Here is a 25,804-nt window from a genome sequence, read left to right on the forward strand (position 1 = left end):
TTGACGTAGTACCTACGTATACCGTTCCGTTTCTGCCGTTTGCAAGTATATAAACTGCCGGTTTCATTGTGCTTACTGCTTACTATTGACAACGCCGCTGGTTCCTGCGCTGCTCCTAACGGAGCCCGCAGGAAGACGGAGATTGATTGTATATGCCCTGCTCGGTAAAGGCGTAGGGCTTGTATTTTATATTGCTTCCGCGTTTATCCATTTTCAAGGTCAAAAAATTTGACCTTGAAAATGTTTCAACCTCTTCCTTAGTGAGTTGGAACATAAAATCTTCTTCAAATTTCTCGATATTGTTTTTTACCTGCTGATTAAACGCCTTCGTCGTGTAACCGTAAATCGCTGCGAGGTCGCTGTCAAGCATTACACGCTGTCCGCGTATTGTGTAGATTTTGTTCCTGATGTTTTCCTGCGTTACTAATGCGATTTCGTTTTTAACAGCCATGTCCGCACCGCCTTTGTATTCCGTTCCTGACCTTTTGCTGTCTATTTTACAGTAAATCTTCCTGAAAATGTCATTTTCAAAATGACATCTTTTGAAAATTTGGTGCTATACCGCTCCGCCTCGGCATAAAACACGGGCTGAATTTGCCGTTCAGCCCGTTTATTTTTCAGTTCTGCCAGCCGTTTCAATTACGTTTGTCAAAAGTTCTTTGAAGTTTACTGCGTTTTTGTCTGTCAGTACCGGTCTGCCTGTTTCAGCTTCAAGAGCTTTTCTCGCAATTCCGGCAATTCTGCCTCCGCGTTTGGCGACTTTTGTGCTTTCTTCAAAATTTTCAGGCTTTTCCGCCGCCGAGATGTCTTTTGTTGAGGTTTCAGCAAGCAGATTGAGTATCAGTTCTGTTGTTGTCATGTTGTCGCGCAAGTTTTCTTTTTTAAGTCCTTTGAAGTTCTTGTACTGCCTCGTTGTCATTCCTGACCACGCTTTGCTGATTTCGTCCGTGAGTATTGCGTATTCCGCCCCTTGTTTTATGCCTCTTTCACGCCATTCCGCAGTAAGTTCGTTGCGAACGCGTATCGCAAGCACGCGCTGGTGTATCCAGTCTTCGCCGTACCCTTTTTTAAGGTATGTTTCAAGCGCTCTGTCTATTGCAATTTCGGGGTCTATTGTTTCGTCTATTCTTTCTTTGCCTACTTGGGCAAGCCATAACTTAAACGGCTCTGCTTTTTTTGAGGGTATGGACTGAATAATACGAAGTATACCTTCAACATTTGCAGCTTGGATTTCACGTTTCCTACCGTCCGCAGCTATCATTTTAACCGGGGTACAAATTGTACCCCACTTAAAATTTAGTTCTTCATCTCTGTTTCTCATTTTCTTTATATATTGTTTCGGATCTGCGCTTTCTGTCAGCGCACTGACTACGTCAACTACGGAGAGGTACCATTCTTCTTTGTTTTCGTCCCATGCTGTTCTGATTTTTTTGCTTTCAAAAAGCTGTACCGCGTTTTCCGCCATCGCCGTATCTCCTTTGCAGCCTTGCTGCTCCGTTTCTTTCGTTTATATTATCGCATTTCAAGCAAAAAATGTCATTTTGCAAATGACATTTTTTGAGAATTTTGTGTTTTGTACCGCGCAAATAACACACGCGGCGGCGTTTTGCCGCTGCGCGTGCGTGAGGGGGAGATGTTCAACACCATTTTTTCTCGTCTGTAAGGTTATTATACGGTCTGCCCGTTTTCGCGCCTCGGTATTTTTGCTGATTGTTTTTTGCACATTTTGCGTATTGTTCGCAAAAAAAAGCCTCCCGATGGGAGGCTGAAGTGTTTTGTTTTTCTTTGTCAGAGCAGTTCCGCGATTTGTACAGCGTTGAGCGCCGCGCCTTTGCGGAGGTTGTCGGCGACAACCCACATTGCAAGAGCGTTGTCAAGCCCAGTGTCTCTGCGGATGCGTCCGACGTAGACCGCGTCGTTTCCGGCTGCTTCGATCGGCAGCGGGTATATTGCGTTTTTGGGGTCGTCGCGGAGTATTACTCCGTCTGCGCTGCTGAGGATTTCTTTCGCGCGGGCAGGGGTGAGTTCTTTTTCAAACTGCGCCGTTACCGCTTCGCCGTGTCCCCTGAATACGGGAACTCGTACCGTTATGCCGCTGACGCGGAGGTTGGGCAGGTGCATGATTTTTCTTGATTCGTTTACCATTTTCCATTCTTCTTCGGATATTCCTTCGTCGTCGAAGGGTCCTATGTGCGGGAGAAGGTCAAAGGCTATCTGGTGCGCGTAGGGGCTTCCTTCGGTGCAGATTTCTTTGCCTTCCGCCCATGCTTTCGCTTCGTTTTCAAGGGCGCTGAGGCCTTTTATGCCTGTGCCTGCGACTGACTGGTAGGTGCTGACGTTGATGTATTTGAGTCCGGCTTCTTTGTGCAGCGGCCAAAGGGCAACAAGCGCCTGTATGGTTGCGCAGTTGGGGTTTGCTATAATTCCTTTTCTGCATTCTTTGATGTCTTCGGGGTTGATTTCAGGCACAACGAGAGGGCAGTCGGGGTCCATTCGCCATGCAGAGCTGTTGTCAACGACGATTGCGCCCGATTTTGCCGCCACCGGCGCCCAGGTGCGCGAGGTTCCGCCGCCTGCTGAGAATATTGCGATGTCAACGCCTTTGAAGGAGTTTTCGCTGACGGCGTGTACGGTGATGTCTTCGCCGTTGTATTTGATTTTCGCGCCTTCCGAGCGCGGCGAAGCAAGGGGTATTATTTCGGATACAGGGAAGTTTCTCTGTTCGAGCGTTTTGAGCATTTCACGGCCGACAAGCCCTGTTGCCCCAAGTACTGCTACTTTTTTCATTATACTGACGCCTCCTCAATAAATGCTTTGTGCAGTGCAAGTACGGCTTCTTCCGCATGGTTGGAAGCCACTATAACGGTTATTGCCATTGATGACGACGCAATCATTTCTATGTTGACGTTCGCTTCGGCAAGTATTTTGAACATTTTTGAAGGTACTTCGGGGTGGTTTGCAATTCCCGCGCCGATTATTGATACACGGGATATTTCGGTGTCGAAGGAAACTCCCTGCGCGTCTGTTTCGCGGCAGTATTTTCTGCAGACCTGTATTCCTTTTTCAAGGTCGGTTTTTTTGACGAGGAAGCCTATGTCATTGACTCCTCCGCGCATGTTGTTCTGTATTATCATCATTACGCCGACGCCCTGTTCCGCAAGGCTGGTGAAGAGCCCCGCAGCCATACCCGGGGTGTCGGGAACACCGTATATAACTACTTTTGCAACTTTTGTATCGTGTACAACCGATTTTATTACAAGTCCTTCCGTTACGGGATTGTTCATTACCCATGTACCCTCCTCTTCGACAAAGCTTGATGCAACGTAGAGCGGAACTTTGTAGCGCGCCGCCATTTCAACGCTTCTCGCCTGAAGCACGCCTGCGCCTTTGACCGCAAGTTCCATGCATTCGTCAAAATCCATTTCTTTTATTTTTTTTGCCTGCGGCACTACTCTGGGGTCTGCCGTATATATGCCTTCAACGTCTTTGAGCAGCCGGCAGGAGTCCGCTTTCAGGGCTGCCGCCAGGGCAACTGCCGAGAGGTCGGAGCCTCCTCTGCCGAGGGTGATTACGTCGCCGTTGTCATTTATCGCCTGAAATCCTGTGATGACCGCTACTGTTCCTTCGTTGAGCACTTTTTCAACAGCCAAAGGCTCTATGTCGTATATGCGTCCTTCCATGGGGAAACCTTTGGCTTTTATTCCCGCTTGCCGCGCCGTGAAGGACTGCGCAGGTATTCCCGACTGCTGAAGCGCAAGGGAGAGGAGCGCAACGCTCTGCTGTTCGCCTGTGGCAAGCAGCTGGTCTATTTCCCTGCCGTCACGTGTCATGGAAACGTCTTCCGCAAGGGCGAGCAGGTCGTCGGTCATGCTGCCCATTGCCGAGACGACTACCGCCACACGGTTGTTTTCATCGCGTATTTTCTTTACTATTTCCGCCACGTGTTTCATTCTTTCGGCGTCGGCAACAGAGGTGCCGCCGAATTTCAGTACGGTAAGCGGATATTTTTCCCAGCTCATTTGCACGCACCGCCTTCCTTCAATGCTTTTGCAAGCTCCGCTTCGTCAACGTGCATCGTTGCGCCCTGCGAGGTGCCGTCGAGCACGAAGAACTGCGACGCAACGCCGTATTCCATGAAGGTTTTGCACATTGTTTCCGCAACGCGCTGCGCGGCGCCGCGGACTATCGCTATGACGCTTGAGCCTGAGCCGCTTATTGCAACGCTTATGCACTCGGGAAGCGCTTTTACGCGGTCAAATATTACGTCGCCGCCGCTAAAGAGTTTTGTGCGGTAGGGCTGATGGAGTCTGTCGTCCATTCCCCAGTGCAGATAATCCCATTTTCCGGTTGCCCACGCCGCCGTGAGGAATGCGGAGCGTCCGAGGTTGAATACCGCGTCTTCAAAGGAAACCTGTTTCGGGAGCGCCATACGCGCGTCGTGCGTGTTGACGCGTTCGTCCGGCACCGCAACGACGCACTGCACGTCTGAGGGCAGCGGCGGAAGTTTTACGTAGCGCAGCGTCTGTCCGTCCCAGCAGCTTACGACCATGCCGCCGAGATAGCAGGGCGCGGCGTTGTCAGGGTGTCCTTCGATGAGCGTCATTACGCGGAGCAGTTCGTCTTCGTCACATTCGTAGCCGGTGAGCGTTTTGGCAAAGAGTACGCCGCCGACAACCGCACCTGCGGAACTTCCAAGCCCTCTGCAAAGCGGGATTATGTTGTGGCACCACATTGTAAATCCAGGGCCTTCAACTCCCCATTCCTTGCAGGCGCGTTCGTACGCTTCTATTACAAGATTGTGCTCAGGTTCCTGAAGCTCGCGCGCGCTTTCGCCGTGCGCTTCAATGCGGTATTCGCCTTTCGGAAGAATGTCCGTAAGCCTGAATATGTTGTTCAGGGAGAGCGCCATGCCGAGGCAGTCAAAGCCTGAGCCCAGGTTTGCGCTCGTCGCAGGGGTGCGTATTACTATGAGGTCTCTGTCGCTTGCTTCGATCAACCTTTCATCACCTCCAGCAGTTCTTCCAGCGTGTCGCCTATTTCAACGGGGCTTCCCACCTGGGACATTGCGGTGTCAGGGTCTTTAAGCCCGTTGCCGGTGAGTACCATAACGACTTTTATGCCTTTCGGCAGTTTTCCGAGTTTTTTGAGTTTCACAAGTCCCGCGAGCGGAGCGCATGACGCAGGTTCCGCAAATATTCCGCCTTTTGAGGAAAGCAGTTTCTGCGCGGCAAGTATTTCTTCGTCCGTCACGGAATTAAATTCGCCGTCTGATTCTTCAACCGCCGCTTTTGCAAGGTGTGCGCTGACAGGGTTGCCTATGCGGATTGCGGTTGCGAGCGTTTCGGGGTTGGGACACGGTTTGCCCGTTACAAGAGGCGCCGCGCCTTCCGCCTGAAAGCCCATCATTCGCGGCAGTTTGTCTATTTTCCCGATTTCTTTGTACTGTTTGTAGCCTGCCCAGTACGCGCTGATGTTTCCTGCGTTGCCTACCGGCACCGCGTGCCAGTCGGGTGCCTGTCCGAGTACGTCACAGACTTCCCATGCGCCGCTTCTCTGTCCCCAGAGGCGGTAGGGGTTGACCGAGTTGACTATTGCAAAGCCTTCTTTTTCCGCCGCTTCGCGCGCGAGTTCAAGAGCCATGTCAAAGTTGCCTTTTACTGCTATAACTTTCGCGCCGTACATGAGTGCCTGCGCGAGCTTGCCAAGCGCAACCTTGCCTGCCGGAAGCAGTACGAAACACGGTTTGCCTACGGAAGCGGCATAGGCTGCCGCCGAGGCTGAGGTATTGCCCGTCGAAGCGCAGACAAACGCTTTTGCGCCGTCTTCAAGCGCTTTTGCAAACGCCATTACCATTCCCCTGTCTTTGAAAGAGCCTGACGGGTTGCAACCCTCGAGCTTTCCGTAAAGTTCTATTTCAAGCATTTTGCTTATGTTTTCAATATACACGAGAGGAGTGTTCCCCTCGCCGAGAGTTATACGCGGAGTTTTCTCCGTCACCGGCAAAAGTTTTCCGTAGTTTTGAATTACACCCATAATAATTCCTCCCGCTGTAAAATAAAAGCCGCCTCCGCATAAAGGAGGCGGCAGAATTACCGCTGTTCCACTCCTGTTCGGCGGCTGTCCGCCCTCTTTGCGCTGTTCAGGGCGCACCCTGCCGCCTTATCCGCAAACGGCTTCGACGGCTGCTCCGAGGTGGTTTCCGCCCGTCCGGCAATCGCGCTCTTTCAGCACTTGGGGCGCGTCTCTGGAGAGCCTGCAGCGGGTTACTTTTCCTCTTCATCGCATTGCAGTATTAAGTTCGTCCGTTAATTTTAAACATTGGCGGGCGCTTGTCAAGTAATTTCAGCATATTTTGCGTTTTTTTCGTTTTCCGGACAATTCTTTTCTTCCGTATTTGATATTTCAGCAGTTATCTGCTAAAATTCTTCAGTCAGGAAGAAATTTATTTCACCGGTGGTGTTTGACATGGCAAAAGTAGAAGAACATATCAGACTGTCGCAGGAAGGCTACGACAAACTTAAAGCAGAGCTCGTCCAGCTTCGTTCCGAAGGCCGCGCACAGATAGCCGCAAAGCTTGAGGAAGCCCGCGGTTTCGGCGACCTCAGCGAAAACGCCGAATATCATGCGGCAAAGGAAGAGCAGGAAAAAATCGAAGGAAGAATTCTGCAGCTCGAAACTCAGCTCGCAAAGGCAATCGTTATCGACGAAAAAAACATCGACACGAGCGTAGTCAGCCTCGGAACAACGGTAACCTTTGAAGAGAAGAAGAAAAGCTTTACCTACCAGATAGTCGCTACGGAAGAGGCTGATATCCAGGCGGAACCTCCGAAGATTTCAAAAGACAGTCCGGTAGGTTTGGCGCTGCTCGGCAATGCGGTAAAAGCAGCCGTTACCGTCCGCACCCCGAAAGGCATCAGAAAGCTTAAAATAACAAAAATAGAAAAATAAAACGCCTCCGCGCTTTTATTTTTCGCAGCACAAATACGTTAATGTATAAAGTACAAAGCAGCCAAATTTGGCTGCTTTGTGTTGTCCGACAGTACATTTCGTTGTTACTGATATTTTCTCTGTATTCCGAACGAAACTCTGACTATTTCGTCCAAAAATTCCGGGAAGCTTACGCCGTAGGCTTTGGCTGCTTTCGGAACAAGGCTCGTTGAGGTCATTCCGGGCGCCAGATTTGCTTCGAGCGCGTAGACCCCGCCGTCGTCCGTAATTCTGAAATCGGTGCGGCTGTACGCTCTCGCGCCGAGACTTTTGTGCGCAAGCAGCGCAGCCTGCTGAACCTTTGCCGTAAGCTCCGCGTCAAATTCCGCAGGACAGACGTACTCGGTGTTTCCGTGCGTGTATTTGTTTTTGTAATCGTAGAAGCCCTCTTTGGGCTTAATTTCTATAACCGGAAGCGCAATCAGACTACCGTCGGCTCTTTCCCAAACGGGGCAGGTCGCTTCTCTGCCCGGGATATACTGCTCAACAAGCGCTTTGTCTTCGTACACGTAGCTGTTCCATGCAAGCTCCATGCCGCGCTCAAAATCTTCACGGCTTTTCACCTGCGTCAGACCTACTGTGCTTCCGCCGCTGTTCGGTTTGATTATAAGGTGCCCGTATTTTTCAAGCATTGCAGTGTCGCGGTCGTCAAAAGCGCTGCCTTTAGGTTTCGCGTAGCCTTCGGCAATCTGTACTCCGGAAGCGTCAAAGAGGAATCTCGCAACGTCCTTGTACATACCAAACATGCAGGCTTCGGCGCCTGAACCCGTAAAAGGAATCCCGTGTGACGCAAGACACGCCTGAAGTGTCCCGTCTTCTCCCCAGTCTCCGTGAAGAGCAACAAACACTCCGTCTGCATCGTAATCCGCCCAGTTGAAAACTATTTCTTCCGGCGAACGGATATCCGCCTTTATAACATCGTGACCAAATTCGGCAAGCGCAGATGCCACTGCCTCTCCGGAATTCAGCGATACTTCTCTTTCAGGACTGGTGCCGCCGCACGCAACTACTATTTTCATGTCAATTCACCCTTTATCTTTCAGAACCTATATTAAGTTTATTCTGAGGATACGCGTTAATGTAGAACGAAAGTCCAAGCTGATTTTCAGTACCGTAAAACTCGTGTCTTCCCCACAACTCCCACGTATAGCAGTGTTTGTTATAGGTCAGCGCATAGTTTATGGCAGGGAAACGGTCGTTCACAAAGTCGTAATAGCCTGAGAGCGCGACTCTCCATTTTGAATAGGAAGGACCTATCGGCAATGGGAAAGACAGAGTCTGATTTACGTATATATCGTCGCTTAAACGGTCAAAATTCATAGGACTGTAATCGTACATCCAGCGCCGGTAGTAGCGGGTACTCAAATTGAATGCGCCGATGTTGTATCTGACGCCTATCCAAGCATCAAGAGCTCTCTGGGTGCTTCTATTTTCATCGCTGTATTTGCTGTACTGATACACAGTTCCATAATAAGGCGACAGGAAATTAAACAGTTTAACGTTAAAATTGCTCTGCGCACGGGCAAGCAGCTGGAAGCGGTTGGTTTCGCCTATTTTGCTTCTTTCGTCACCATACCTTCCGAATGTTGTTTCAAATGATATTTTGGCAGGTTTAAAGTGCTTAAAGAACCATGGCGAACCTATTGTAAGTTCAGGTCTGCGCGACAGATTGTAACGGCTCGTGGTACCTATCACGTGCTGTGTTGAGTAGACTTCGTTTTCCGAATAGCGCAGACGCGCGTTCCAACCGTGCAGCCAGTAGCTTAAAGCAAGCGTTGGTCTCCACATCAAAGAATCGTCATCGCTGTTGTACTGTCTGTTCGTCGCGGCATAAAAACTCAAATTTTTCGCGAGCTGTTTGCTGTAGCTGAAGGACGCTTCAAACATATTCTCCGTCCAGTAGGAGGCGGAGGCTTCAAGCGTTCCCCATTTGCCAAGATATTTTGCCGCATTCACGCCCAATCCGGCGCCTTTTTTTGAGGTATAGCCTATCATGGGCATAAATTTGTCTTTCTTTTTTGGTCTTATTATGTAATCAAACGGATAGCGCATGACACAATGATTGCTGAAATACAGTTTCGGCTTTTTAAGTATTGTAGCTTTGCCCGGAATTATTATCGCCTTTTTTGTTTCAAGTTTGTAATGAGGTTTGCTAAAATCGCAGGTTGTGGCGGAAACGTCCTGCCAATGGGCTATAACGTCCTTGTTGTCTATCTTTTTTTTGCCGACGTATTTACGCTTTGCCAATTTTTCGGCAACCGCTTCGTCTGCGGGAAGAAAATGCACGTCTCTGCCGTTCAGAAAAATTGCTTCCGCTTTTCCGCTGACTTCGGTAAACACTCCGCGTTTGGTCATCGTGTTGTATTCAAGCTCACTGCCTCTGTAAGTGCTTTTGTCGTTGACAACAATGACTTCATTGTCTGCGTCCGACAGGGCATGGACAATGTAAGTATTCGAGTCGTACTCAACGTATGGGGCACGAATCGTTGTCAGCTGGTTTCGGGCATAGACGTTGCCTCTGGCAACGGCGATTCCGCTTTTCTGGTCGTAGCTTACGTAATCGGCGTCAAGCAATACTTCCTGGGATTTTTTATACGGTTTTACCTCTATCCCTTCATATTCCGCATTATCACCCGTGTTTTGAACAACGACAGGATCCTTGTCGAGAGGTTTCTTTTCTTCCTGCTCTTCAAAAAGTTCCTTCTCTGCGTACAGATTTTCTTCAACACCATTGCCAAAACCCGAGTTAATCATGTCCGAATTGCTGTTTATGTAGAAATCATCTCCGGCAGACACAACACGCACCAATGCAAACAGCAGGATAAAAGCAGTCAGACAAATTATTTTTTTGCATTTCTTTACCATGATATTTTGCCCCCGCCTTTTACCTGACAATCTCCGCTTACTGAATTGAAGGAACCGCTTTCACCTGTCAGTATCGTCTCCTGATCGGTAAGAAAAAGTTTTCCGCTGAAAATCCATACGTCATTTTTTTCATTGTAATCAGCAATTCCGGTTGTCATATCATAAGTTTTGTCACCCGAAGTCATTGTTCCCTTTGCGTTTTCAAGCTTAAGATTGCCGTTATCCCTGCTGAAAATTCCTTTTTTGGCATATACGCGGCTTTCAGTACCGTCATTTTCATTTATGATAACGTCCAAATTATCGCCGTACAGTACGTTGTCCTTTGTTTCCACCCTGGGAGATTTTAATCTCCATCTGCGGTTGTTAATCACCCTGTCAAGTTTTACATCATGTATAACAACGTCAGGCAGTTTTTCAATTTTCGTCGTCAAGTCAAGGCGGAAATCACGATACAGATAACCTCCGCAGACAACAGCAGCCAGGAGCAGAAATATTATTCTGCTCCGCCTGCTGAACAATACATTGAAAATTTTTCTGACGTCTGCGGTCATTGGGCGTTTTTACTGCTGTACAGGTTTTTCTGCGGGCTGTGTCGCGCCGCTGCCCTGCGGCGACGGCTGATTTTCGTTCATTGAAGCGTAGTTTGAGATGGAGGAAGGTATTTTGTAGCCCTTTACCTCTGCCGCTTCCGCCGTTTCCACGTAGAATATTGTTCCCTCTTTCAGCTGTTTATCGTTCCCGCGGATAAAAGCGCCTGTTACCAAACCAACAGGACCAAGTATAACCGCCCCTGCAAAACTTGCGCCGACTGCCCCTATGGTTGTCCCTTCTACGCTTGCCGCTTTTTTGGCAAAATCGCCTATACCTACAGGTATCTGTTTCGGCTGGATTGTCTCAAGCAGATCAAATTTCATTTCTATTTCGGAACCGCGTCCGAAGCTGCGCGGCGCCTTTACCTTCGTAATGGTCGCAAGAAGTCTGCTGCCTGCCGGAGCTACAATTATGTCGTCCTGTTTTATTTCGTTCAGAAGACCAAGCACAACTTTATCGCCCGGCTTGCACGTACGCACGGTAAGAGTTTTAAGCAGCTGCGCCTTTACGACGGTTCCTGCCGGAAGCGTTGCCTGCGTATAGCTTGTATTTTCAGGCAGTATTTTACCGAGTATTTTTTCAGCGCGGGAGGCGATAGGACCTTCCGTAGTGGCGCCGTCTATAACAATTTCCACTGTATCCAGACGGCGTGAAAGTCCTGCTTCAGGCATTATTTTTTTTGTTGTTCCCCATTCGGAAATGGCAACCTTGTAAAGCAGCGACGGGGAACTTTCGGATCCATCTTCAAGGAATCTGAGCAGGGCGGTCTGGCGCTCTGTAAGACTGCCCGGAAGCTCGCGCCCGAAAACGTCTTTTTCCAGACGGCACAGTCTGGGCAGCAAAGCGCCTGACTGCGCCTGCGCGTAGACTATTGTTTCGCAGCGCTCAAGAACCTGAAAGAGCGCAGCCCCGGGTTCGTTGACCTTCATCTTTTCGGCAAGCGCGGCAGCTTCTTTTGCCTCAGCTTCTGCTTTTGCTTTTTCAGCCGCTTCCTGCTCGGCAGGGTCATCTGAAGGAACGGGATTTGTTACTGTCTGTTCTGCAGTTTTCTCGGCGGGTTTCGCCGCCGCAGCCTGATCGGCAAATGCGGCTGACGTGCAGGAAAGGCAGAACAATGCGATTAAAAGAGCCGTGACAAACTTTTTCATTTTCAAATTCCTCCCTTGTGTCAGTAGTTTAGTTCTGTTTGTTTTCAGCAGCTTTTTTGAGCTGAACAGTTGTTCTGATAAAATCTTCAAAAAGCGGATGCGGTTTTACAGGTCTTGACAAAAATTCAGGCTGGAACTGAACGCCTATCATCCAGGGGTGCTCCGGAATTTCCAAAATCTCCACCTGATTGGCTGACGGGCAGCGTCCTGCAATTTTCAGTCCCGCTTTCTCAAGCTGTTCCGCATATTCGTTGTTGAATTCATAGTGTCTGCTGTGACGCTCATCGACACTTTCAGCATTATAGACAGCGGCAGCTTTCGTTCCGGGAATCAGTTTGCATTTATAAGCTCCTATACGCGGTGCGCTGCCTTCCGCTACGCTGCATATTACAGGGGTATCCGTGTTTTTATTAAATTCGGTGCTGTCTGCATTAACAAGACCAAGAACATCGCGTGCAAACTCAACTGCCATTGCCTGCATTCCAAGGCAGGTGCCAAAATACGGAATTCCTTTTTCGCGTGCGTATTTCGCGGTTTTTATTTCCCCATTAAGATTTTTATGTTCTGCGCCGCCGGGAACAAAAATTGCATCAGCCCCGCTGAGCATTTCTTCTGCCGAACAGGTTTCAAGTTTTTCGACCTCAACCGGCTTAATGTTGACCTTTACGTCATTTGCAACACCTGCGTGCAGCAGTGCTTCATTAACACTGAGGTACGCATCCTTGATGTCTGCATATTTTCCGACCAGCGCAACTGTTACCTCGTCTTTTCTGTTATCATAGCGGGTAAGGAATTTTTCCCAGTCGCGCAGATCAGGTTCGCTGTCTGCCGGAAGTCCGAGTTTTCTGAGAATCGCCACGTCAAAACCCTGTTTGTGAAGTGTCGGCGGAATTCTGTATATGGTGTCGGCATCCTTTGCCTCAAAAACAAGTTTGGGATCCACACTGCAGAACAGTCCTATCTTATCTTTCATACCCTGATCAACGTCCTGCTGACAGCGGAGAACTATCACGTCCGGCTGAATGCCTATTCTTCTGAGCTCGTTGACGCTGTGCTGTGTCGGTTTTGTCTTAAGCTCTGCCGAAGCGGCGATATAAGGCACAAGCGTTACGTGGCAGTACACTATGTTCTCCCTGCCCACTCTTGCCGGAAGCTGACGTATCGCTTCAAGATACGGGAGTCCTTCTATGTCGCCGACCGTGCCGCCTATTTCAGCTATAACGATATCTTTTCCTTCTCCCGCGCGGACTATTCTGTCCTGAATTTCATTGGTGATGTGGGGAATAACCTGAACAGTACCTCCGCCATAGCCTCCGGCGCGCTCGCGCTGTATAACTGCGGAATAAACCTTGCCTGTCGTGCAGCTGTTAACGGCGGCAATAGGCTCTCCGATGAAGCGTTCGTAATGTCCGAGATCCAGGTCAGTTTCCGCCCCGTCCCACGTGACAAAAACCTCTCCGTGCTGAAACGGACTCATTGCGCCTGCATCGTAGTTGATGTACGGATCCATTTTGATGCTGCTCACTTTAAAACCGCGGCTCTTCATAAGAGTCCCCAGCGACGCGGCAGTTATTCCCTTTCCAAGAGAGGAAACAACCCCGCCTGTTACAAAAATGTACTTGGTCATGCTAAACACTCCTTTATACTGCAAATATATTGCAAAAATTTATTGGCATTTTTTGCGCTGCGGCATCGCCGCTCTTTATCTCAATCCGCGCATCGGATTCGTAGGCCGTCCTCCGCGCCTGATTTCAAAATGGCAGTGATTGCCGGTAGATCTGCCCGTACTTCCAACTCTTGCTATTATCTGCCCTCTGCTCACGGTTCTTCCGACGCCTACAAGCAGCGAACTGTTGTGCCCGTAAAGCGTGGAAACGCCGCCTCCGTGCTGAATAATTACAGTTTTACCGTAACCGCTCATCCAGCCCGCATGGGAAACGACTCCGCTTGCCGAGGCGACAACCGGAGTGCCGCGGGGAGCGCCGATGTCTATGCCCGCATGGAAAACAGACCTGCGCCGTCTGAACGGGCTTCTTCTGTAGCCGTACGAACTTGTAACCCGTCCGTGGCACGGCCAGCTGAAATGCCCGATGCTGCCGCCGGTTTCCGGCAATATTCTGCCGGCGAAACGCGAGCTTGATCGTGAACCTGACGAAAGCATATAGGTTTCAGGCTGTCTGCCTCCCGGAACAAAAATCTTTATTCCGGCACGCAGGCTGTTTCCTTTTATGCCGTTCGCGCGCATGATGGAAGCCGCGCTGCTTCCGTATCGCCTTGCAATGCTTGTAACCGTATCTTTTTTCTGCGCACGGACGTAAATTCCGTTCATCGTAGGTATTGTCAGCGTGTTGCCTGCGGCAAATCTTTTTCCGGCATTTGCCGACATCAGGGTTTCGGCTTTTATGCCGAAACGTCTGGCAATTTTGGCTGCTGTATCCCCGCGCTGTATAACGTACGCCAAAGGGTGCATCTTGTTCTTTTCCATCACAATGCGCTCAGCTTCAGCACGAATTTTCTGCACGTAATTGCGCGTAATTTCAATGTCCCAGTCAGAATCGGGGATAAAAAGCAGCGTTCCTTCCTTGACTGTTTCCGTATTCTCGGAAAAACAATTCGCCTTTCTCACGTCAGCAGGATTGGCGTTAAATTCCTTCGCTACGGAGGATATTGTATCATCTGGACCTGTAATGTATTCTCTCCAGTGAATATCTTCCGTCAGATTGTCCTTTTCCGCCTCTGAAATGGGACCATCATTATTCTGCAAAACATTGTACATTTTTATCTCGCCGCTGTCTGTATCGGGCAGACTGGGTATTTTTCCTATACCGAGCGGTGTTATTACTTCTTCTTCTATTTTTTCCGCGCTGCTGCCGACAACGTCGCTGATGTCCACAAGCCTGAATCCGCTGTCGCTTTCCTGCAAATTTGCAGGAAGCATTTCAAATTCGGAAATATAGTCTGTTCTCTTGACAGTAGCGTAACTGCTGAAATAAGCTATTGCAAAAACCGCCGTGAATGCAATAACCGCCATATACGTTACTATGGTCTTTCTGTTGCTCCGATTAAACTTCACTCTTTTTCCTCTAAAAGTTCTCCAGTCTGATTCGTTTTGCAGACACAGCAGAAATTATCCTGTCTATCTAATCCTTATCGTTGCCAAAAATTCCCTGTTGGTAACAGTTGCACGCAGACGCTCAAGTATAAGATTAAGCACCTCTGCTTCGTCCATGTTTGCGATTTTTCTTCTCAGCACGTTTATTCTCTGCAAATCTTCTTCCGAAACAAGAAGATCATCACGGCGCGTTGAAGATTTTGTAATATCCAAAGCAGGGAAAATGCGCTGTTCGGCTATCTTTCTGGACAGCTGAACCTCCATGTTGCCCGTGCCCTTGAATTCCTCGTAAATTACGTCGTCCATACGGCTGCCGGTTTCAACCAAAGTCGTACCTATAATCGTAAAACTTCCGCCGTTTTCAATATTTCTGGCTGCGCCGAAAAATTTCTTCGGGAAATACAGCGCGGCCGGATCCATACCTCCGGAAAGGGTGCGTCCCGACGGCTGGGCGACAAGGTTGGAAGCTCTTGCAAGCCTCGTAATTGAGTCAAGCAGAAGCACAATATCTTTGCCCGCTTCGGCAAGACGCTTGGCTTTTTCCAAAGCAAGCGAGGCAACCCTGATATGCTCCTCAGCCGGACGGTCAAAGGTTGACGCAATGACCTCTCCGCACACAGAACGCGTCATATCCGTAACCTCTTCGGGACGCTCGTCAATGAGCAGAACCATAAGGATAATTTCCGGATGATTTTTCGTAATTGCATTTGCTATATGCTTCAGCAGAGTTGTTTTTCCCGCTTTCGGCGGAGAGACTATCAAAGCGCGCTGGCCTTTGCCTATTGGGGCAAAAAGATCTACTATTCTTGTGTCTATCTTTCTGGATTCCGTTTCAAGTTTAAGCTTCTGATTGGGGAATACAGGCGTCAGTTTTTCAAAAACCGGGCGCTGCTTTGCCAAATCCGGATCCATACAGCTGACGTTTTCAACACGCAAAATAGCCGCAAACTGTTCACCCTCGCGCGGCGGTCTTACAACTCCCCACACCAAATCTCCGTTGCGAAGCCCCAAACGGCGTATCTGCGAAGCTGAAACGTATATATCGTCGCTGCCCGGAAGAAGCCCTGTCGAACGAAGGAAGCCAAAACCCGCACCGTTTTCCGAAGTTCTTATTTCAAGAGTACCTCCTCCGAAACCGTAGCCCATGGACAGCGCCTGCTTGCGCAGAATTTCCAAAATCAGATTGTCATAACGCAGATTCTCGTATTCAGGCACCTTGAAACGTACTGCAAGCTTGTACAGCTCTGCAACAGACAGCTTCGCAAGGTCGCTGAAACTGAATTCAGGCTGCGAATGCTGCTGCGAAACATTATCCGGCTGTTTTGCTTCAACACGCTGCCCTGCGCCGCCGTTTTCATCAGCGGTTTCATTGACAGCCACGGAGGCTTTCGGTTTAATTTCTGACACAGTTATGCCGCCTTCCGTTTTTTCAACTGTCTTCGGCGGACGCCCGCGCTTTCTGGGAGCCGTCTGTTCGGTCTCGGCAGCAGACTGAACAGGCTTTTTCTGCTGGGTGTCTGCGGCATTTTCAAAATCAGCCTTGCGCGGACGCCCGCGCTTTTTCTTAACGCCTGCCGCCTCTTCGGTGTTTTCTGCTGTTATTTTTGTTCTTGGCAACATGAACCCCTCCGGATTTGTGTTTGTTTTTTACAAATTTTGTTTTGTTTCCGGCATCTGCTTTACGCCCGGCATTGATTTTATTTTTGTTTTGCTCATTGATTTTGCGCTTCACCGCAGCCGCATTTTTCGTATCCGTTTCAGCTTCGTCCGCATCAATAATTTCAAAACTATCAGGAACAGCCTTCCATGCTTTTGTCGCATTTGAAATAACCACTCTGTACTTCCCTGCCGGCAAAGGACTTCCATCGTCCTTTACGAGATAAAACGCTCGTACCCCCTGTTTCGGCGCGAGGGCAACCTGCTGCCTGATTATTTCTTCCTTATCTTTGTAACAGGTGATTTTTATCTTGTCGTCTTTTCCCGCATGGTCATACTCAAACCAAATACACAACTGGTTCTGTCCGTAATTTAATTTGCCGCTGACGGGAGCCGGTATACTTGAGGGCTCAATTTCGCTGCACACAAACACCTTGGAAACATTAAGGGAGCCGACGTAACCGCCGACTTTGTTTAAGCTCCACAAAACGGAGACCAACAAAATCAAAATCACAACTATCAGGAAAAATGAAACTTTTTGCCGCGTACTCCAGCTCATAGGACCACCATTTGGTTGTGTTAAATCACTCAACGCCGATATTATAGCAGAAATCAGCCGATTTCCAAAGACAAAGCGTCAATTATATCGTCAAATTCATCAGAATTTTTCCTCCGCACTGACCTGCACCAGAAATATGCGGCGGCAACCTTTCCTCCCGCCTGCCGCACAGCTTCTCCGGCGCTTCGCACGGTGCTTCCGGTAGTGTACACGTCGTCAACCAGCAGCACTTTTTTGCCGAACAGGGGACGGCATTTGATCGCAGACTTAGGAAGAGCCTTGCGTTCTCCGGCTTTCTTTTCAACCTGCCTGCCGAAATCATCCGACCAGAAAAGCATGTCTGACACAGGAATATTCTGCACCTCGGAAATCCCCTGCGCAAGCAGTTCTGTCTGATTAAAAGCTCTGCTGCTGTTGATATGCAGAGGCACGGGAAGAATAATCTCCGCTCCCGTTTTCTCAAAAAGCCTGCCCATAAGTCTTCCCATGGGAATACCCAGCGAACGGCTGTTGCGGTATTTCAGATTAAGCAGAAATTCCTTTGCGTAACCGTCATAGGCAGACGCAAAATAGCAGGGAAAAGCATTTTTGCACAAAGATGCCGTCCACAAACCTCCGCAGACACTACAAAACGGAGAAAAACTGCCGACCGCCTGCTCAAGACACTCATCGCAAAACGCGGCGCCAAGTCTGCCGCATACAGGACAATGCTGCGGGAAAAGAAAGTGCTGCAAAAGAGACAGAATATTACCCGTGAACCGCATATAGCAATTATACAGGAAAAAACTTAAAAAATCATATTTTTTTAACAAACCAGGTAGAACATATAACGGTACACAGAAACTGCCCGAGGGAGCCTCCGGTAGCAAGATAAACTTTCTCTATATTTTACAGTTACACATCCGTATCTTTCTTGTCTTTAAAGTAAAACACAAGTTCCGATGGTTGTATTCCATATACAGAAAAAACATCGTTTAGCATTGTAACTTTTCTAGTGGTAGAAATATTCTTTTCGATAAAGATACCTGTCTCTATTTCTTCAGGTTCCCTAAATTTGCTTTTGTCAACGCTGATCCACGCACCAAATTCCTGACTGTTTGCACTTGCAATTCTCGTTAATATTGAACTATCTAGAAAATAAAGTTCCTTAAGCACAGTTTTATACATGCTAATCCAGTTCATGCCTGAACCCTCATGCATTTCATCCATAAAACTAAATTTTGACAATTCTCTTCCCGTCAAATTACTAGAAGTATCAAGTGCACAATGTTCAAGTTCAATTTCAGTTGGTTTAAACGATGTTACGGGCATAGGCCATATTTTTAATGCTTGCTGTTTTAATTCTATGTTTCTACTCTCTAATTCTTTCAATCCCCATACATCATTTTTAGCAATTGAAACAATTTTTTGGTTCATTCTAAGCCCACTTTCAGCAAAACCATTCTCTACAGTCTTTTTGACTTTATATAACTTGTTGCTATATTTGCTATTATAGGCAGTCAATGTTAGATTTGCAATTCTATGTAACCACGTATCATAGACCCTTTGCCACCCCTCACCCAATTCCTTCTGCCACTCAGGTGTAATTTTCTGAGGCATTATATGCTCTATGGTGTACTCGCCATCATCAAGTTTTTTGTATACGTCTTTTGTTTCCCTAGTACCAAAATTTTCTAGACGTTCCAACAAATAGTTCTTCGCTTTTTGTGCCCCAGTATATACTTGATTGGTTTCAAATGCTTCGAGGAATTCTATGTCATTTGGACAACGTCCACCTTCACGTTTTGACAACAAAACATACTTAACCTTATCCACATAATTATCAGTTGTGCCATTGCAACGCACCACATCTTTATGTAGTGTTAAGAAGATTTTGTTTAGAGCATTAGTTGGCACATGACACGCAGTTCTACGATAATAGTATGTTTCAATAACATTAAAAATCTCTTTGAGATTCTCCGTTGTCATTTCAACTTCATTTTGTTCATGCATACGTAGTATTTCCAAGAAAAATGGTCTAGCAACCGTCGTTTCCAAGCGATTAAGTCGATACAGGCACATATTAAGTAGTGAGTCCCCAACTTCGCTAGTCAATAACTTTTGATACAATTTAGAGTAAAAGAGCATATCTGCAAGTTGTTCTTCAAGCGACATTGTATTATCAGCTGTAAAATTCTTAAATTCTTTGTATATTGCACTAAATTTCGGAGTTGCACCTTGTTTTACACTAAGATAGTCACGCACAAACATATCTATTTCAGAGCCTGTATTTTGCTCTATCTTTCGCCAGTATTTGTTATAAAAAACTTCTTGTCTCTTTTTATCCAATCCCATAAGCACAAAATTGCGAATTTTGTCACTTTCACTTAACGCAACACCCGTCGAGTTAAGGCTCTCAAATATCAGTTGCGGATTGTCATCACCATTTAGGGTTATTTTTATAATCTCTAATTTTTTTATCGCATCAAACAAATCATCAACTGTACCCCCATCAATTGAATTCACAAAGTCGAGTATTCTACCACAAAAATATTTATAGTTAGCAATAACAGGTGAACTATAAACTTTATCACTATCGTTATCAAAAAGCGATTTATATGCATCTTCGTCTCCCATTACGGGCTTTAATTTCATACGATAGTTGTCATTTTCAGCATATTCATCAATAAGATACGTTGTATATATCATTTCTTTTAGATTATTTTTGGCTGATTTTATTTTGTTGTCGCTAAGTAAATGATACATAGCAAGAAAGAGTAACGACACGGTAGTTAAGCGTTGTTGCCCGTCAATGATTAAAAATTCTTCACCTGATTCATCACATACAGACACTATGCTACCAAAGAAATGCGAGACGCGATTATTTTTAATAACCTTTATTAAATCATCGAATAATTCTTTACAGTTTTCAATACTCCACTCATAGTTACGTTGGTATACAGGAATTACAAAACGACTTGAACCTTTCATATATTGCACAAGCTTGTTTGATGTACCATCCATTGAGTCCATCTCCTTAATTCTCCACTACACCCTAATTAGTTATTTACTCATAAAGCAGTAACATTGTCAATAATATTCTTATATCTCTAACCTATTTACATTTTACAAATATTTCTAACTATGCTTGATATCATAATTTATTTAAGTGTGCCACCCAGTATGCTTCAATTATTCTACAATCAGACGGACACTTATGTGTCCGTCTGATTGTACTAAAATATTTTTTTTAGGACAATTTCTTCCGGTCTGCCCTGCATTGCAATCTGTCCGCTTGCTATTGCGCTTGGGTTTCCGCTTCTGTAGTAGTCCGCTTCGTAGCGCGGGAAAAGCTCCGCATTGTTTCCGGCAAATGCCGCCGTGCAACAGAGCAAAGCCGCACAAAACGCAATAGACGCCGCCCGCATAATTTTTCTTCTCATTTCAGATACCCCTTTCCGTTTCAGTCCTTCTGCCTTTTAAGCATAGCTCCTGTTTGTGGAGATTTTGTGTTAATTTGGAAAACATTTTTACATTACGCAAATTTTGTCCCGTTATTTTTTCCGTACGAACAAAAAACGGGCTGAAACAGCCCGTCCGTTGTATTTAATTTTCTGTCGCTTTTATTCCCCTGCGTTTATTCTTTCTGCAATGCTCACAGCTTCTTCGTCAAAGAGGCAGAGGCACACTTCGCACTCTTGTCCGTACGGCGTCAAAAGAAATGCTTTTATTTCAGAAGCCGCGATTCTGATTGCTTCTTCTTTCGGATAACCGTACACGCCGGCTGAAATCAGCGGAAAGGCGACAGATTTGCAGCCAAGTTTTTCCGCCGCCGCAAGCGAATTTTTGTAGCAGGCGGCAAGCAGCTGCGCTTCGCCGTGTTTTCCGTCGCGATATATGGGACCTACCGTGTGTATTACGTATTTTGCAGGAAGGTCGTAGCCTTTTGTGGCTTTCGCTTCCCCTGTTTCGCAGCCGCCGAGCGTGCGGCATTCTTCAAGCAGTCCGCGCCCCGCCGCACGGTGTATTGCCCCGTCAACGCCCCCACCTCCGAGAAGCGTTTTGTTCGCGGCGTTGACGATTGCGTCAACTTTCAGCTTCGTTATATCCTGACGTTTTACGGTAAAAGACACCGGTTTCACCCCGAATTGCAGAGTATTTTATTTTGAACCAAGCAGATGAAGCAGCGGTTCAAATTTCACGCCGTACCAGTGCTGCGGGTCGTCCTGGGTGTTTTCTATGCAGGCAACCGTAAAATCCGCGGCAAGCCTTGCCGCTTCACAGGCGTTTCTGCCGTTCATAAAAAGCCCCACAAAGGCTGACGCGTACACGTCTCCCGTTCCGTGGCAGCCTTTGGATATTTTCTTGTGCTCGTAATAGTCCGTTTTTCCGTTTTCAAGAACAATAACTCCTGTTTTGTCAGGCGCATAGCCAACGCCTGTCAGTATCACGTTTTCGGCGCCGTTTTCTTTCATTGCTCCGAGCAGTTCCGATATATATTTTTCATCGTACTGTTCGCGGTATTCAATTCCTGTAAGGAAACACGCTTCTGTTATGTTCGGCAGGCAGTAGTCCGCGGCAAAGCACAGCTCTTTCATTGCTTCAACGTAGTTTTCGTCAAATGCGGGATAGAGTTTTCCGTTGTCAGCCATTGCAGGGTCAACAAAGCTTGCCCCGCCCTGCCTGAGCAGTCCGGCAATTATTGCTTTTACGTAGTCAATCTGCTTTGTGCTGCCGAGATAGCCAGTATAGATTGCATCAAATGTAATTTTTTCTTTTTCCCAGTGTTTGGCAATCGCAGGAATGTCGTCTGTCAAATCACGAAACGTATAGCCGCTGAAGCCTGCCGTGTGGGTGGAAAGCACCGCGGACGGCAGTATCGCCGTTTCAAGCCCGCAGGCTGAAAGTATCGGCAGCGCAACCGTGAGGGAGCACTGTCCCACGCAGGATATGTCCTGTATTGTGAGTATTCGTCTGTAAGTCATTTCCGTCACCTCTTGCTCAGGTTATTTTACATCAAATTTGAAAAATCAACTAAAAAAAATCCCCCGCTGCGAGGGATTTTTTAAGCCTATTTTTTACGCAAGTTTTTCTGCGGCTTTGGCGAGCTGCTCCGCCTTGTCCGTTTCTTCCCATTTGGGCAGAGGCAACAGGTCTGTCCTTCCCATGTGCCCGTAGGCGGCAAGTCTTCTGTACTGCGGTTTTCTGAGTTCAAGATTGCTGATTATCGCGGCCGGTCTGAAATCAAAATATTCGCGTACAAGGTCGTTTATCTTTTCGTCTGAAACTTTGCCTGTCCCGAACGTGTTGATATAGACTGAAACCGGACGTGCAACGCCTATTGCGTAGGCAACCTGCAGCTGGCATTTTGAAGCAATGCCCGACGCGACAACGTTTTTCGCGGCATAACGCGCCATGTACGCGCCCGAGCGGTCAACCTTTGTCGGGTCTTTGCCCGAGAATGCGCCGCCGCCGTGAGGGACTGCCCCGCCGTAGGTGTCAACGATTATTTTTCTTCCTGTTAGTCCGCAGTCGCCCTGAGGCCCTCCGATTACGAATTTGCCTGTCGGATTAACAAAGATTTTGGGTTCTTTTTCAACGTATTCCTCAGGTATTACAGGCTTAATAACGTGCTCAATTATGTCTGCGCGAATCTGTTCAAGCGGCGTCATTTCGTGATGCTGCGTGCTTATGACAACAGTGTCCACGCTGGCGGCTTTTCCGCCGATATATTCTATCGTAACCTGACTTTTTCCGTCCGGACGGAGATAGTTCAGCGTTTTGTTTTTCCTTACAAGCGCAAGACGCCTCGCAAGCCTGTGCGCAAGCGAAATCGGAAGCGGCATAAGTTCTTCTGTTTCATCGCAGGCATAGCCGACCATAAAGCCCTGATCACCCGCTCCAACCCTGTCAAATTCGTCTCCTGCAAATTCCTGTGCATTGTTGACCCCCTGCGCGATATCAGGCGACTGTTCGTCAATTGCCGTAAGTATGGCGCAGGTCTCGGCGTCAAACCCGTATTTTGCGCGGGTATAGCCGATTTCCCTTATCGTTTTCCTCGCTATTGCAGGTATGTCGACGTAGCATTTTGTAGTGATTTCTCCCGCCACCTGAACGAACCCCGTACTGACAAGAGTTTCGCATGCAACTCTTCCCATCGGATCGTCCGTTAAAATAGCGTCAAGAACTGCGTCGGATATCTGATCTGCGAGTTTGTCCGGATGTCCTTCCGTCACTGATTCAGACGAAATGAGATACCTTTCTTTGCTCATATCAAACACCTCCGTTTGTATTTACAATGCGGACTGCGCCGCAAAGTTCCTAATTTAATCGTCTATTGAGGGAAAACTCTTTTTAAGCGGCACCGGCATTTCGTTCCAATTGCTGCGCGACGCAAAGCCAAGCCCTGCAACTATGTCCCTCAGACTTCCGCAGCGCACGGTTCCGCTCTCAACTATCTCTACGGACTGCCCCGTACCGCAGACAGGGCAGCACCAGTATGCTCTGGTAACCCCGTTTTCGTTTGCAATACTGCTTATAACCTTTATTTCGCCGCATTTGTGGCAGGCAACAATGTACATTTAAAACACCCTGATTCAGAAAATTTTCTTATTTTACGCTGAGCGTGAGGGTAACAGGCCCCTCCGTATAAATATCTCTCGTAGTTCTCATTTCAAGAGTGCACGGCGTCTGCTCATCTTTAATTTTTTTCGAAGAATTGGAAAGCTCTGCCGATTCCACGCTTCCTACGTTTCCGGAAATAGGATCCCTCAATATTCCGTCGCGCACTGCTTTCTGGTTTACGGAGCGCAGCGCGTTGTAAATTTTTGTGTCAATCTCGGCGCGCGTTTCCGTGCCGCTGAATTTAACCTTTGAAAGCAGTTCTCCCTTTTTGTATATCTGTTTTGTGCTGTAGACGCTGGCCTCGGTGGCTACAGGCTCGCCGTAGACAGCGTTTGAAACCGCCGCAAGCCGTACAAGATACCGGCCTTTTGAATTTTTAAGTTCTTTGCGCACGCGATCTTCAGATTCCCTGCTGATTTCCGGTTCAGGTATGGTTGAAACGTCCTGTTTAAACCGCTGCGCAAGCATTTCCCTGCACTGTGCCGCAAGCAGAAGCATAAGTTCGTCTATCTTGGCATCAGTAAGCTGCTTGGCGTCCTCTACAACGCCCTGCGCCAGAATTTCGCCCGAAAACGCCGCAATTCTGTCTTCGCGCAGACGCCGCACGTTGGATTTTAATTTGTCCGCTTCGCCGCGGAGCGATTTAACGTTTGTCTTCAGCTCTGCAAGCTCTGACGAAAGCAGTTTCTGTTCGGCTGCCGCTTTGTCCCTTGCTTTTTCAAGCTGCTCCCGAGTTTTTTCAAGCTCTTCAAGCTTTTTGTTGGCGTTATTAAGCTTTGCCGTTCCCTGAGCAAGCTCCATTTCAACCGCCGTCAGTTTGTCTCTTTTCTGCTGAAGCTCACCCTGATTCTGGAAAAGCTGATATTCCATTGCGGACAAATCATCGCGGTTTGTTTTCAATTCCGCGGTAAGATTCAAAATCTGATTTTTAACGTATTGCATGTTAAAAATTGCCGTACGGACGGATTCGCTCGCGGTCGCGCTGACAAACAGCGTGGCGAAAGCAATCCCGACGCCGGTAAGCACAGAAATCAAACGCGTTGTGTATTTTGGCCGGAGATTGAATATTGTGATTCTCTTTTTCCCGACCTTCATGCCGATAATATCCCCAAACCAAGCAACAACCGCGCTGACTGTCAGCAGCGTCAAAATCAGGCTCCAGTTAAGCTCGCTTAAAAGTTCGGACACCTTGGCACTTCCTTCAGATATTATGTGTATCTGTGCAGATTATATTACTACTTTTACAAGGTTACCGCAAGATACGCGATATATGCCGACAGCACAGCGATACCGTGTATTCTGCCTGATTTTTCCCTGCCGAGAAGCGGTATAAGCGCCAAAAGCAGAACCGCGAGACAGGCGGGAAAATCTATTTTCAAAATTATGTCCGATACAGGCAGTTTCCGTCCTGAAATTATTGAACATACGGGAAGTATCAGCGACAAATCAATTACGTTCGCGCCGACAATGTTACCCACCGAAAGCGCGGATTCCTTTTTGCGTATGGCGGTCAGGGTCGTGACAAGTTCGGGAAGAGACGTACCTATGGCTACAAAGGTAACGGCTATTATTCTCTCAGGCACGCCAAAGGCTTCCGCAAGCTTTGTGCCGCCGTTTATAAGCAGCTGCGAGCCTCCGACTATCATTATTATTCCGACAACAAACAGTATTATATTTTTTGCAATTTGATTTTGCGCCACTTGTTCTCCCGAATGCAGTGCTGCACTGCTTTGTTCCTTTGCCTGATGCAGATTAAGCAGCATAAAAACTGCAAACATAGCCGAGAGCATAATGCAAGACCAAACTGACAAATGACCTGACAGAGAACCGACAGGAAGAAGCGCCGCGCAGGCAATTAGGATAGCACATTGTGGCAGATAATCTCTGCGCGTTATAACCACCTTCATAAAAATAAACGCCAGTGCCATTATCAATCCGGTATTGGCAGTTACGGAACCTACGGCGTTGCCTATCGCCATGTCGATTTTTCCCTGCGCTGCCGCAAGACAGGAAACAATCATCTCGGGCATGGTCGTAGCCAGACTGACTATGGTGGCACCGATTATAAAAGTCGGGATTCCCGCCGCGTGCGCTATCCAGCTCGCCGCGTCAACAAAAACGTCCCCGCCTTTAATGACAAGAATAACGCCGAACGTGAAAATCAGTGCCGCAAACAAAATACCCATAAAAGCTTCACACCTTCCATAAATATAAAAAAAGAGACTCCCTGCTTATGCAGACAAGTCTCGTCGTTTAAGGCACAACCATGTGTACTCACAGAGA

At 47.7% G+C, this 25,804-nt stretch carries 24 protein-coding genes; 1 reads left to right on the top strand and 23 read right to left on the bottom strand.

The genetic code is table 11. The features are described from left to right. Positions 1-115: 115 nt before the first annotated feature. From KBS54_02030 to KBS54_02055, 6 genes are all read right to left on the bottom strand, one after another. Positions 116-451: an ORF6N domain-containing protein gene (locus tag KBS54_02030; GenBank protein MBQ0054907.1), complete on the bottom strand. Its 336-nt coding sequence runs from the start codon at positions 449-451 to the stop codon at positions 116-118. Between the two features lie 159 nt (positions 452-610). Further along, the gene (locus KBS54_02035) at positions 611-1,465 is read right to left on the bottom strand and encodes a Bro-N domain-containing protein (GenBank protein MBQ0054908.1); all 855 of its coding nucleotides are present in this window, start codon (positions 1,463-1,465) and stop codon (positions 611-613) included. A gap of 323 nt (positions 1,466-1,788) precedes the next feature. Beyond that, positions 1,789-2,787, bottom strand: a complete 999-nt coding sequence (locus tag KBS54_02040) for an aspartate-semialdehyde dehydrogenase (GenBank protein ID MBQ0054909.1) — start codon at positions 2,785-2,787, stop codon at positions 1,789-1,791. Continuing rightward, complete coding sequence (locus KBS54_02045; protein MBQ0054910.1) at positions 2,787-4,019, bottom strand: aspartate kinase; 1,233 nt, start codon at positions 4,017-4,019, stop codon at positions 2,787-2,789. Before KBS54_02045 ends, KBS54_02040 begins: the two co-directional genes overlap by 1 nt. Beyond that, entirely contained in the window at positions 4,016-4,993 is a 978-nt protein-coding gene (gene thrB / locus KBS54_02050) for a homoserine kinase (GenBank protein MBQ0054911.1), read from the bottom strand. The genes KBS54_02045 and thrB overlap by 4 nt, the downstream gene beginning before the upstream one ends. Beyond that, positions 4,993-6,033 (bottom strand): threonine synthase, encoded by a 1,041-nt coding sequence (locus KBS54_02055; protein ID MBQ0054912.1) that lies wholly within the window; start codon positions 6,031-6,033, stop codon positions 4,993-4,995. Before KBS54_02055 ends, thrB begins: the two co-directional genes overlap by 1 nt. Before the next feature lie 432 nt (positions 6,034-6,465). Between KBS54_02055 and greA the strand changes: the two genes are divergently transcribed. Then, the gene (gene greA, locus KBS54_02060) at positions 6,466-6,948 is read left to right on the top strand and encodes a transcription elongation factor GreA (protein MBQ0054913.1); all 483 of its coding nucleotides are present in this window, start codon (positions 6,466-6,468) and stop codon (positions 6,946-6,948) included. A gap of 104 nt (positions 6,949-7,052) precedes the next feature. Here the strand turns inward: greA and KBS54_02065 are convergent, their stop codons facing one another. From KBS54_02065 to KBS54_02145, 17 genes are all read right to left on the bottom strand, one after another. Further along, a complete protein-coding gene (locus KBS54_02065; GenBank protein MBQ0054914.1) occupies positions 7,053-8,006 on the bottom strand; it encodes a D-alanine--D-alanine ligase in 954 nt (317 codons plus the stop codon). Between the two features lie 13 nt (positions 8,007-8,019). After that, a complete protein-coding gene (locus tag KBS54_02070) occupies positions 8,020-9,852 on the bottom strand; it encodes a hypothetical protein (protein ID MBQ0054915.1) in 1,833 nt (610 codons plus the stop codon). After that, positions 9,846-10,403 carry an LPS export ABC transporter periplasmic protein LptC gene (gene lptC / locus KBS54_02075; protein MBQ0054916.1) on the bottom strand — a complete coding sequence of 186 codons (558 nt, stop codon included), beginning with the start codon at positions 10,401-10,403 and terminating at the stop codon, positions 9,846-9,848. Before lptC ends, KBS54_02070 begins: the two co-directional genes overlap by 7 nt. 9 nt (positions 10,404-10,412) lie before the next feature. Further along, positions 10,413-11,591, bottom strand: coding sequence for a hypothetical protein (locus tag KBS54_02080; protein MBQ0054917.1), 1,179 nt, complete (start codon positions 11,589-11,591; stop codon positions 10,413-10,415). Positions 11,592-11,619: 28 nt separating this feature from the next. Beyond that, positions 11,620-13,218: a CTP synthase gene (locus KBS54_02085; protein MBQ0054918.1), complete on the bottom strand. Its 1,599-nt coding sequence runs from the start codon at positions 13,216-13,218 to the stop codon at positions 11,620-11,622. A gap of 75 nt (positions 13,219-13,293) precedes the next feature. Continuing rightward, a complete protein-coding gene (locus tag KBS54_02090; protein MBQ0054919.1) occupies positions 13,294-14,664 on the bottom strand; it encodes a peptidoglycan DD-metalloendopeptidase family protein in 1,371 nt (456 codons plus the stop codon). Positions 14,665-14,727: 63 nt separating this feature from the next. Then, positions 14,728-16,323 carry a transcription termination factor Rho gene (rho, locus tag KBS54_02095; GenBank protein MBQ0054920.1) on the bottom strand — a complete coding sequence of 532 codons (1,596 nt, stop codon included), beginning with the start codon at positions 16,321-16,323 and terminating at the stop codon, positions 14,728-14,730. Further along, on the bottom strand, positions 16,268-16,867 hold the full coding sequence (locus KBS54_02100; protein MBQ0054921.1) for a hypothetical protein: 600 nt from the start codon (positions 16,865-16,867) through the stop codon (positions 16,268-16,270). Before KBS54_02100 ends, rho begins: the two co-directional genes overlap by 56 nt. 104 nt (positions 16,868-16,971) lie before the next feature. Then, positions 16,972-17,529: a ComF family protein gene (locus KBS54_02105; GenBank protein ID MBQ0054922.1), complete on the bottom strand. Its 558-nt coding sequence runs from the start codon at positions 17,527-17,529 to the stop codon at positions 16,972-16,974. A gap of 283 nt (positions 17,530-17,812) precedes the next feature. Next, a complete protein-coding gene (locus tag KBS54_02110; GenBank protein ID MBQ0054923.1) occupies positions 17,813-19,921 on the bottom strand; it encodes a DUF262 domain-containing protein in 2,109 nt (702 codons plus the stop codon). Between the two features lie 212 nt (positions 19,922-20,133). Continuing rightward, the gene (locus tag KBS54_02115) at positions 20,134-20,340 is read right to left on the bottom strand and encodes a hypothetical protein (GenBank protein ID MBQ0054924.1); all 207 of its coding nucleotides are present in this window, start codon (positions 20,338-20,340) and stop codon (positions 20,134-20,136) included. 180 nt (positions 20,341-20,520) lie between these two features. Continuing rightward, on the bottom strand, positions 20,521-21,030 hold the full coding sequence (locus KBS54_02120; protein MBQ0054925.1) for an O-acetyl-ADP-ribose deacetylase: 510 nt from the start codon (positions 21,028-21,030) through the stop codon (positions 20,521-20,523). A 27-nt stretch (positions 21,031-21,057) separates the two neighbouring features. After that, positions 21,058-21,882 carry a pyridoxamine kinase gene (locus tag KBS54_02125; protein MBQ0054926.1) on the bottom strand — a complete coding sequence of 275 codons (825 nt, stop codon included), beginning with the start codon at positions 21,880-21,882 and terminating at the stop codon, positions 21,058-21,060. Positions 21,883-21,975: 93 nt separating this feature from the next. Continuing rightward, the gene (metK, locus tag KBS54_02130) at positions 21,976-23,169 is read right to left on the bottom strand and encodes a methionine adenosyltransferase (protein ID MBQ0054927.1); all 1,194 of its coding nucleotides are present in this window, start codon (positions 23,167-23,169) and stop codon (positions 21,976-21,978) included. Positions 23,170-23,223: 54 nt separating this feature from the next. After that, positions 23,224-23,478 (bottom strand): alcohol dehydrogenase, encoded by a 255-nt coding sequence (locus tag KBS54_02135; protein ID MBQ0054928.1) that lies wholly within the window; start codon positions 23,476-23,478, stop codon positions 23,224-23,226. A gap of 28 nt (positions 23,479-23,506) precedes the next feature. Beyond that, complete coding sequence (locus tag KBS54_02140) at positions 23,507-24,709, bottom strand: DUF3084 domain-containing protein (protein ID MBQ0054929.1); 1,203 nt, start codon at positions 24,707-24,709, stop codon at positions 23,507-23,509. A gap of 53 nt (positions 24,710-24,762) precedes the next feature. Next, a complete protein-coding gene (locus KBS54_02145) occupies positions 24,763-25,707 on the bottom strand; it encodes a calcium/sodium antiporter (protein MBQ0054930.1) in 945 nt (314 codons plus the stop codon). Positions 25,708-25,804 lie beyond the last annotated feature (97 nt).

Origin of the sequence: Candidatus Equadaptatus faecalis, from assembly GCA_018065065.1 — a bacterium.
GTDB classification, from domain to species: domain Bacteria; phylum Synergistota; class Synergistia; order Synergistales; family Synergistaceae; genus Equadaptatus; species Equadaptatus faecalis.

What these genes read in the sequence shown, in the direction of transcription:
- KBS54_02030 (MBQ0054907.1), bottom strand. Translation starts at nt 451, where the DNA reads ATGGCTGTTAAAAACGAAATCGCATTAGTAACGCAGGAAAACATCAGG.
- KBS54_02035 (MBQ0054908.1), bottom strand. Translation starts at nt 1,465, where the DNA reads ATGGCGGAAAACGCGGTACAGCTTTTTGAAAGCAAAAAAATCAGAACA.
- KBS54_02040 (MBQ0054909.1), bottom strand. Translation starts at nt 2,787, where the DNA reads ATGAAAAAAGTAGCAGTACTTGGGGCAACAGGGCTTGTCGGCCGTGAA.
- KBS54_02045 (MBQ0054910.1), bottom strand. Translation starts at nt 4,019, where the DNA reads ATGAGCTGGGAAAAATATCCGCTTACCGTACTGAAATTCGGCGGCACC.
- KBS54_02055 (MBQ0054912.1), bottom strand. Translation starts at nt 6,033, where the DNA reads ATGGGTGTAATTCAAAACTACGGAAAACTTTTGCCGGTGACGGAGAAA.
- greA (MBQ0054913.1), top strand. Translation starts at nt 6,466, where the DNA reads ATGGCAAAAGTAGAAGAACATATCAGACTGTCGCAGGAAGGCTACGAC.
- KBS54_02065 (MBQ0054914.1), bottom strand. Translation starts at nt 8,006, where the DNA reads ATGAAAATAGTAGTTGCGTGCGGCGGCACCAGTCCTGAAAGAGAAGTA.
- KBS54_02070 (MBQ0054915.1), bottom strand. Translation starts at nt 9,852, where the DNA reads ATGGTAAAGAAATGCAAAAAAATAATTTGTCTGACTGCTTTTATCCTG.
- lptC (MBQ0054916.1), bottom strand. Translation starts at nt 10,403, where the DNA reads ATGACCGCAGACGTCAGAAAAATTTTCAATGTATTGTTCAGCAGGCGG.
- KBS54_02080 (MBQ0054917.1), bottom strand. Translation starts at nt 11,591, where the DNA reads ATGAAAAAGTTTGTCACGGCTCTTTTAATCGCATTGTTCTGCCTTTCC.
- KBS54_02085 (MBQ0054918.1), bottom strand. Translation starts at nt 13,218, where the DNA reads ATGACCAAGTACATTTTTGTAACAGGCGGGGTTGTTTCCTCTCTTGGA.
- rho (MBQ0054920.1), bottom strand. Translation starts at nt 16,323, where the DNA reads ATGTTGCCAAGAACAAAAATAACAGCAGAAAACACCGAAGAGGCGGCA.
- KBS54_02110 (MBQ0054923.1), bottom strand. Translation starts at nt 19,921, where the DNA reads ATGGATGGTACATCAAACAAGCTTGTGCAATATATGAAAGGTTCAAGT.
- KBS54_02115 (MBQ0054924.1), bottom strand. Translation starts at nt 20,340, where the DNA reads ATGAGAAGAAAAATTATGCGGGCGGCGTCTATTGCGTTTTGTGCGGCT.
- KBS54_02125 (MBQ0054926.1), bottom strand. Translation starts at nt 21,882, where the DNA reads ATGACTTACAGACGAATACTCACAATACAGGACATATCCTGCGTGGGA.
- metK (MBQ0054927.1), bottom strand. Translation starts at nt 23,169, where the DNA reads ATGAGCAAAGAAAGGTATCTCATTTCGTCTGAATCAGTGACGGAAGGA.
- KBS54_02135 (MBQ0054928.1), bottom strand. Translation starts at nt 23,478, where the DNA reads ATGTACATTGTTGCCTGCCACAAATGCGGCGAAATAAAGGTTATAAGC.
- KBS54_02145 (MBQ0054930.1), bottom strand. Translation starts at nt 25,707, where the DNA reads ATGGGTATTTTGTTTGCGGCACTGATTTTCACGTTCGGCGTTATTCTT.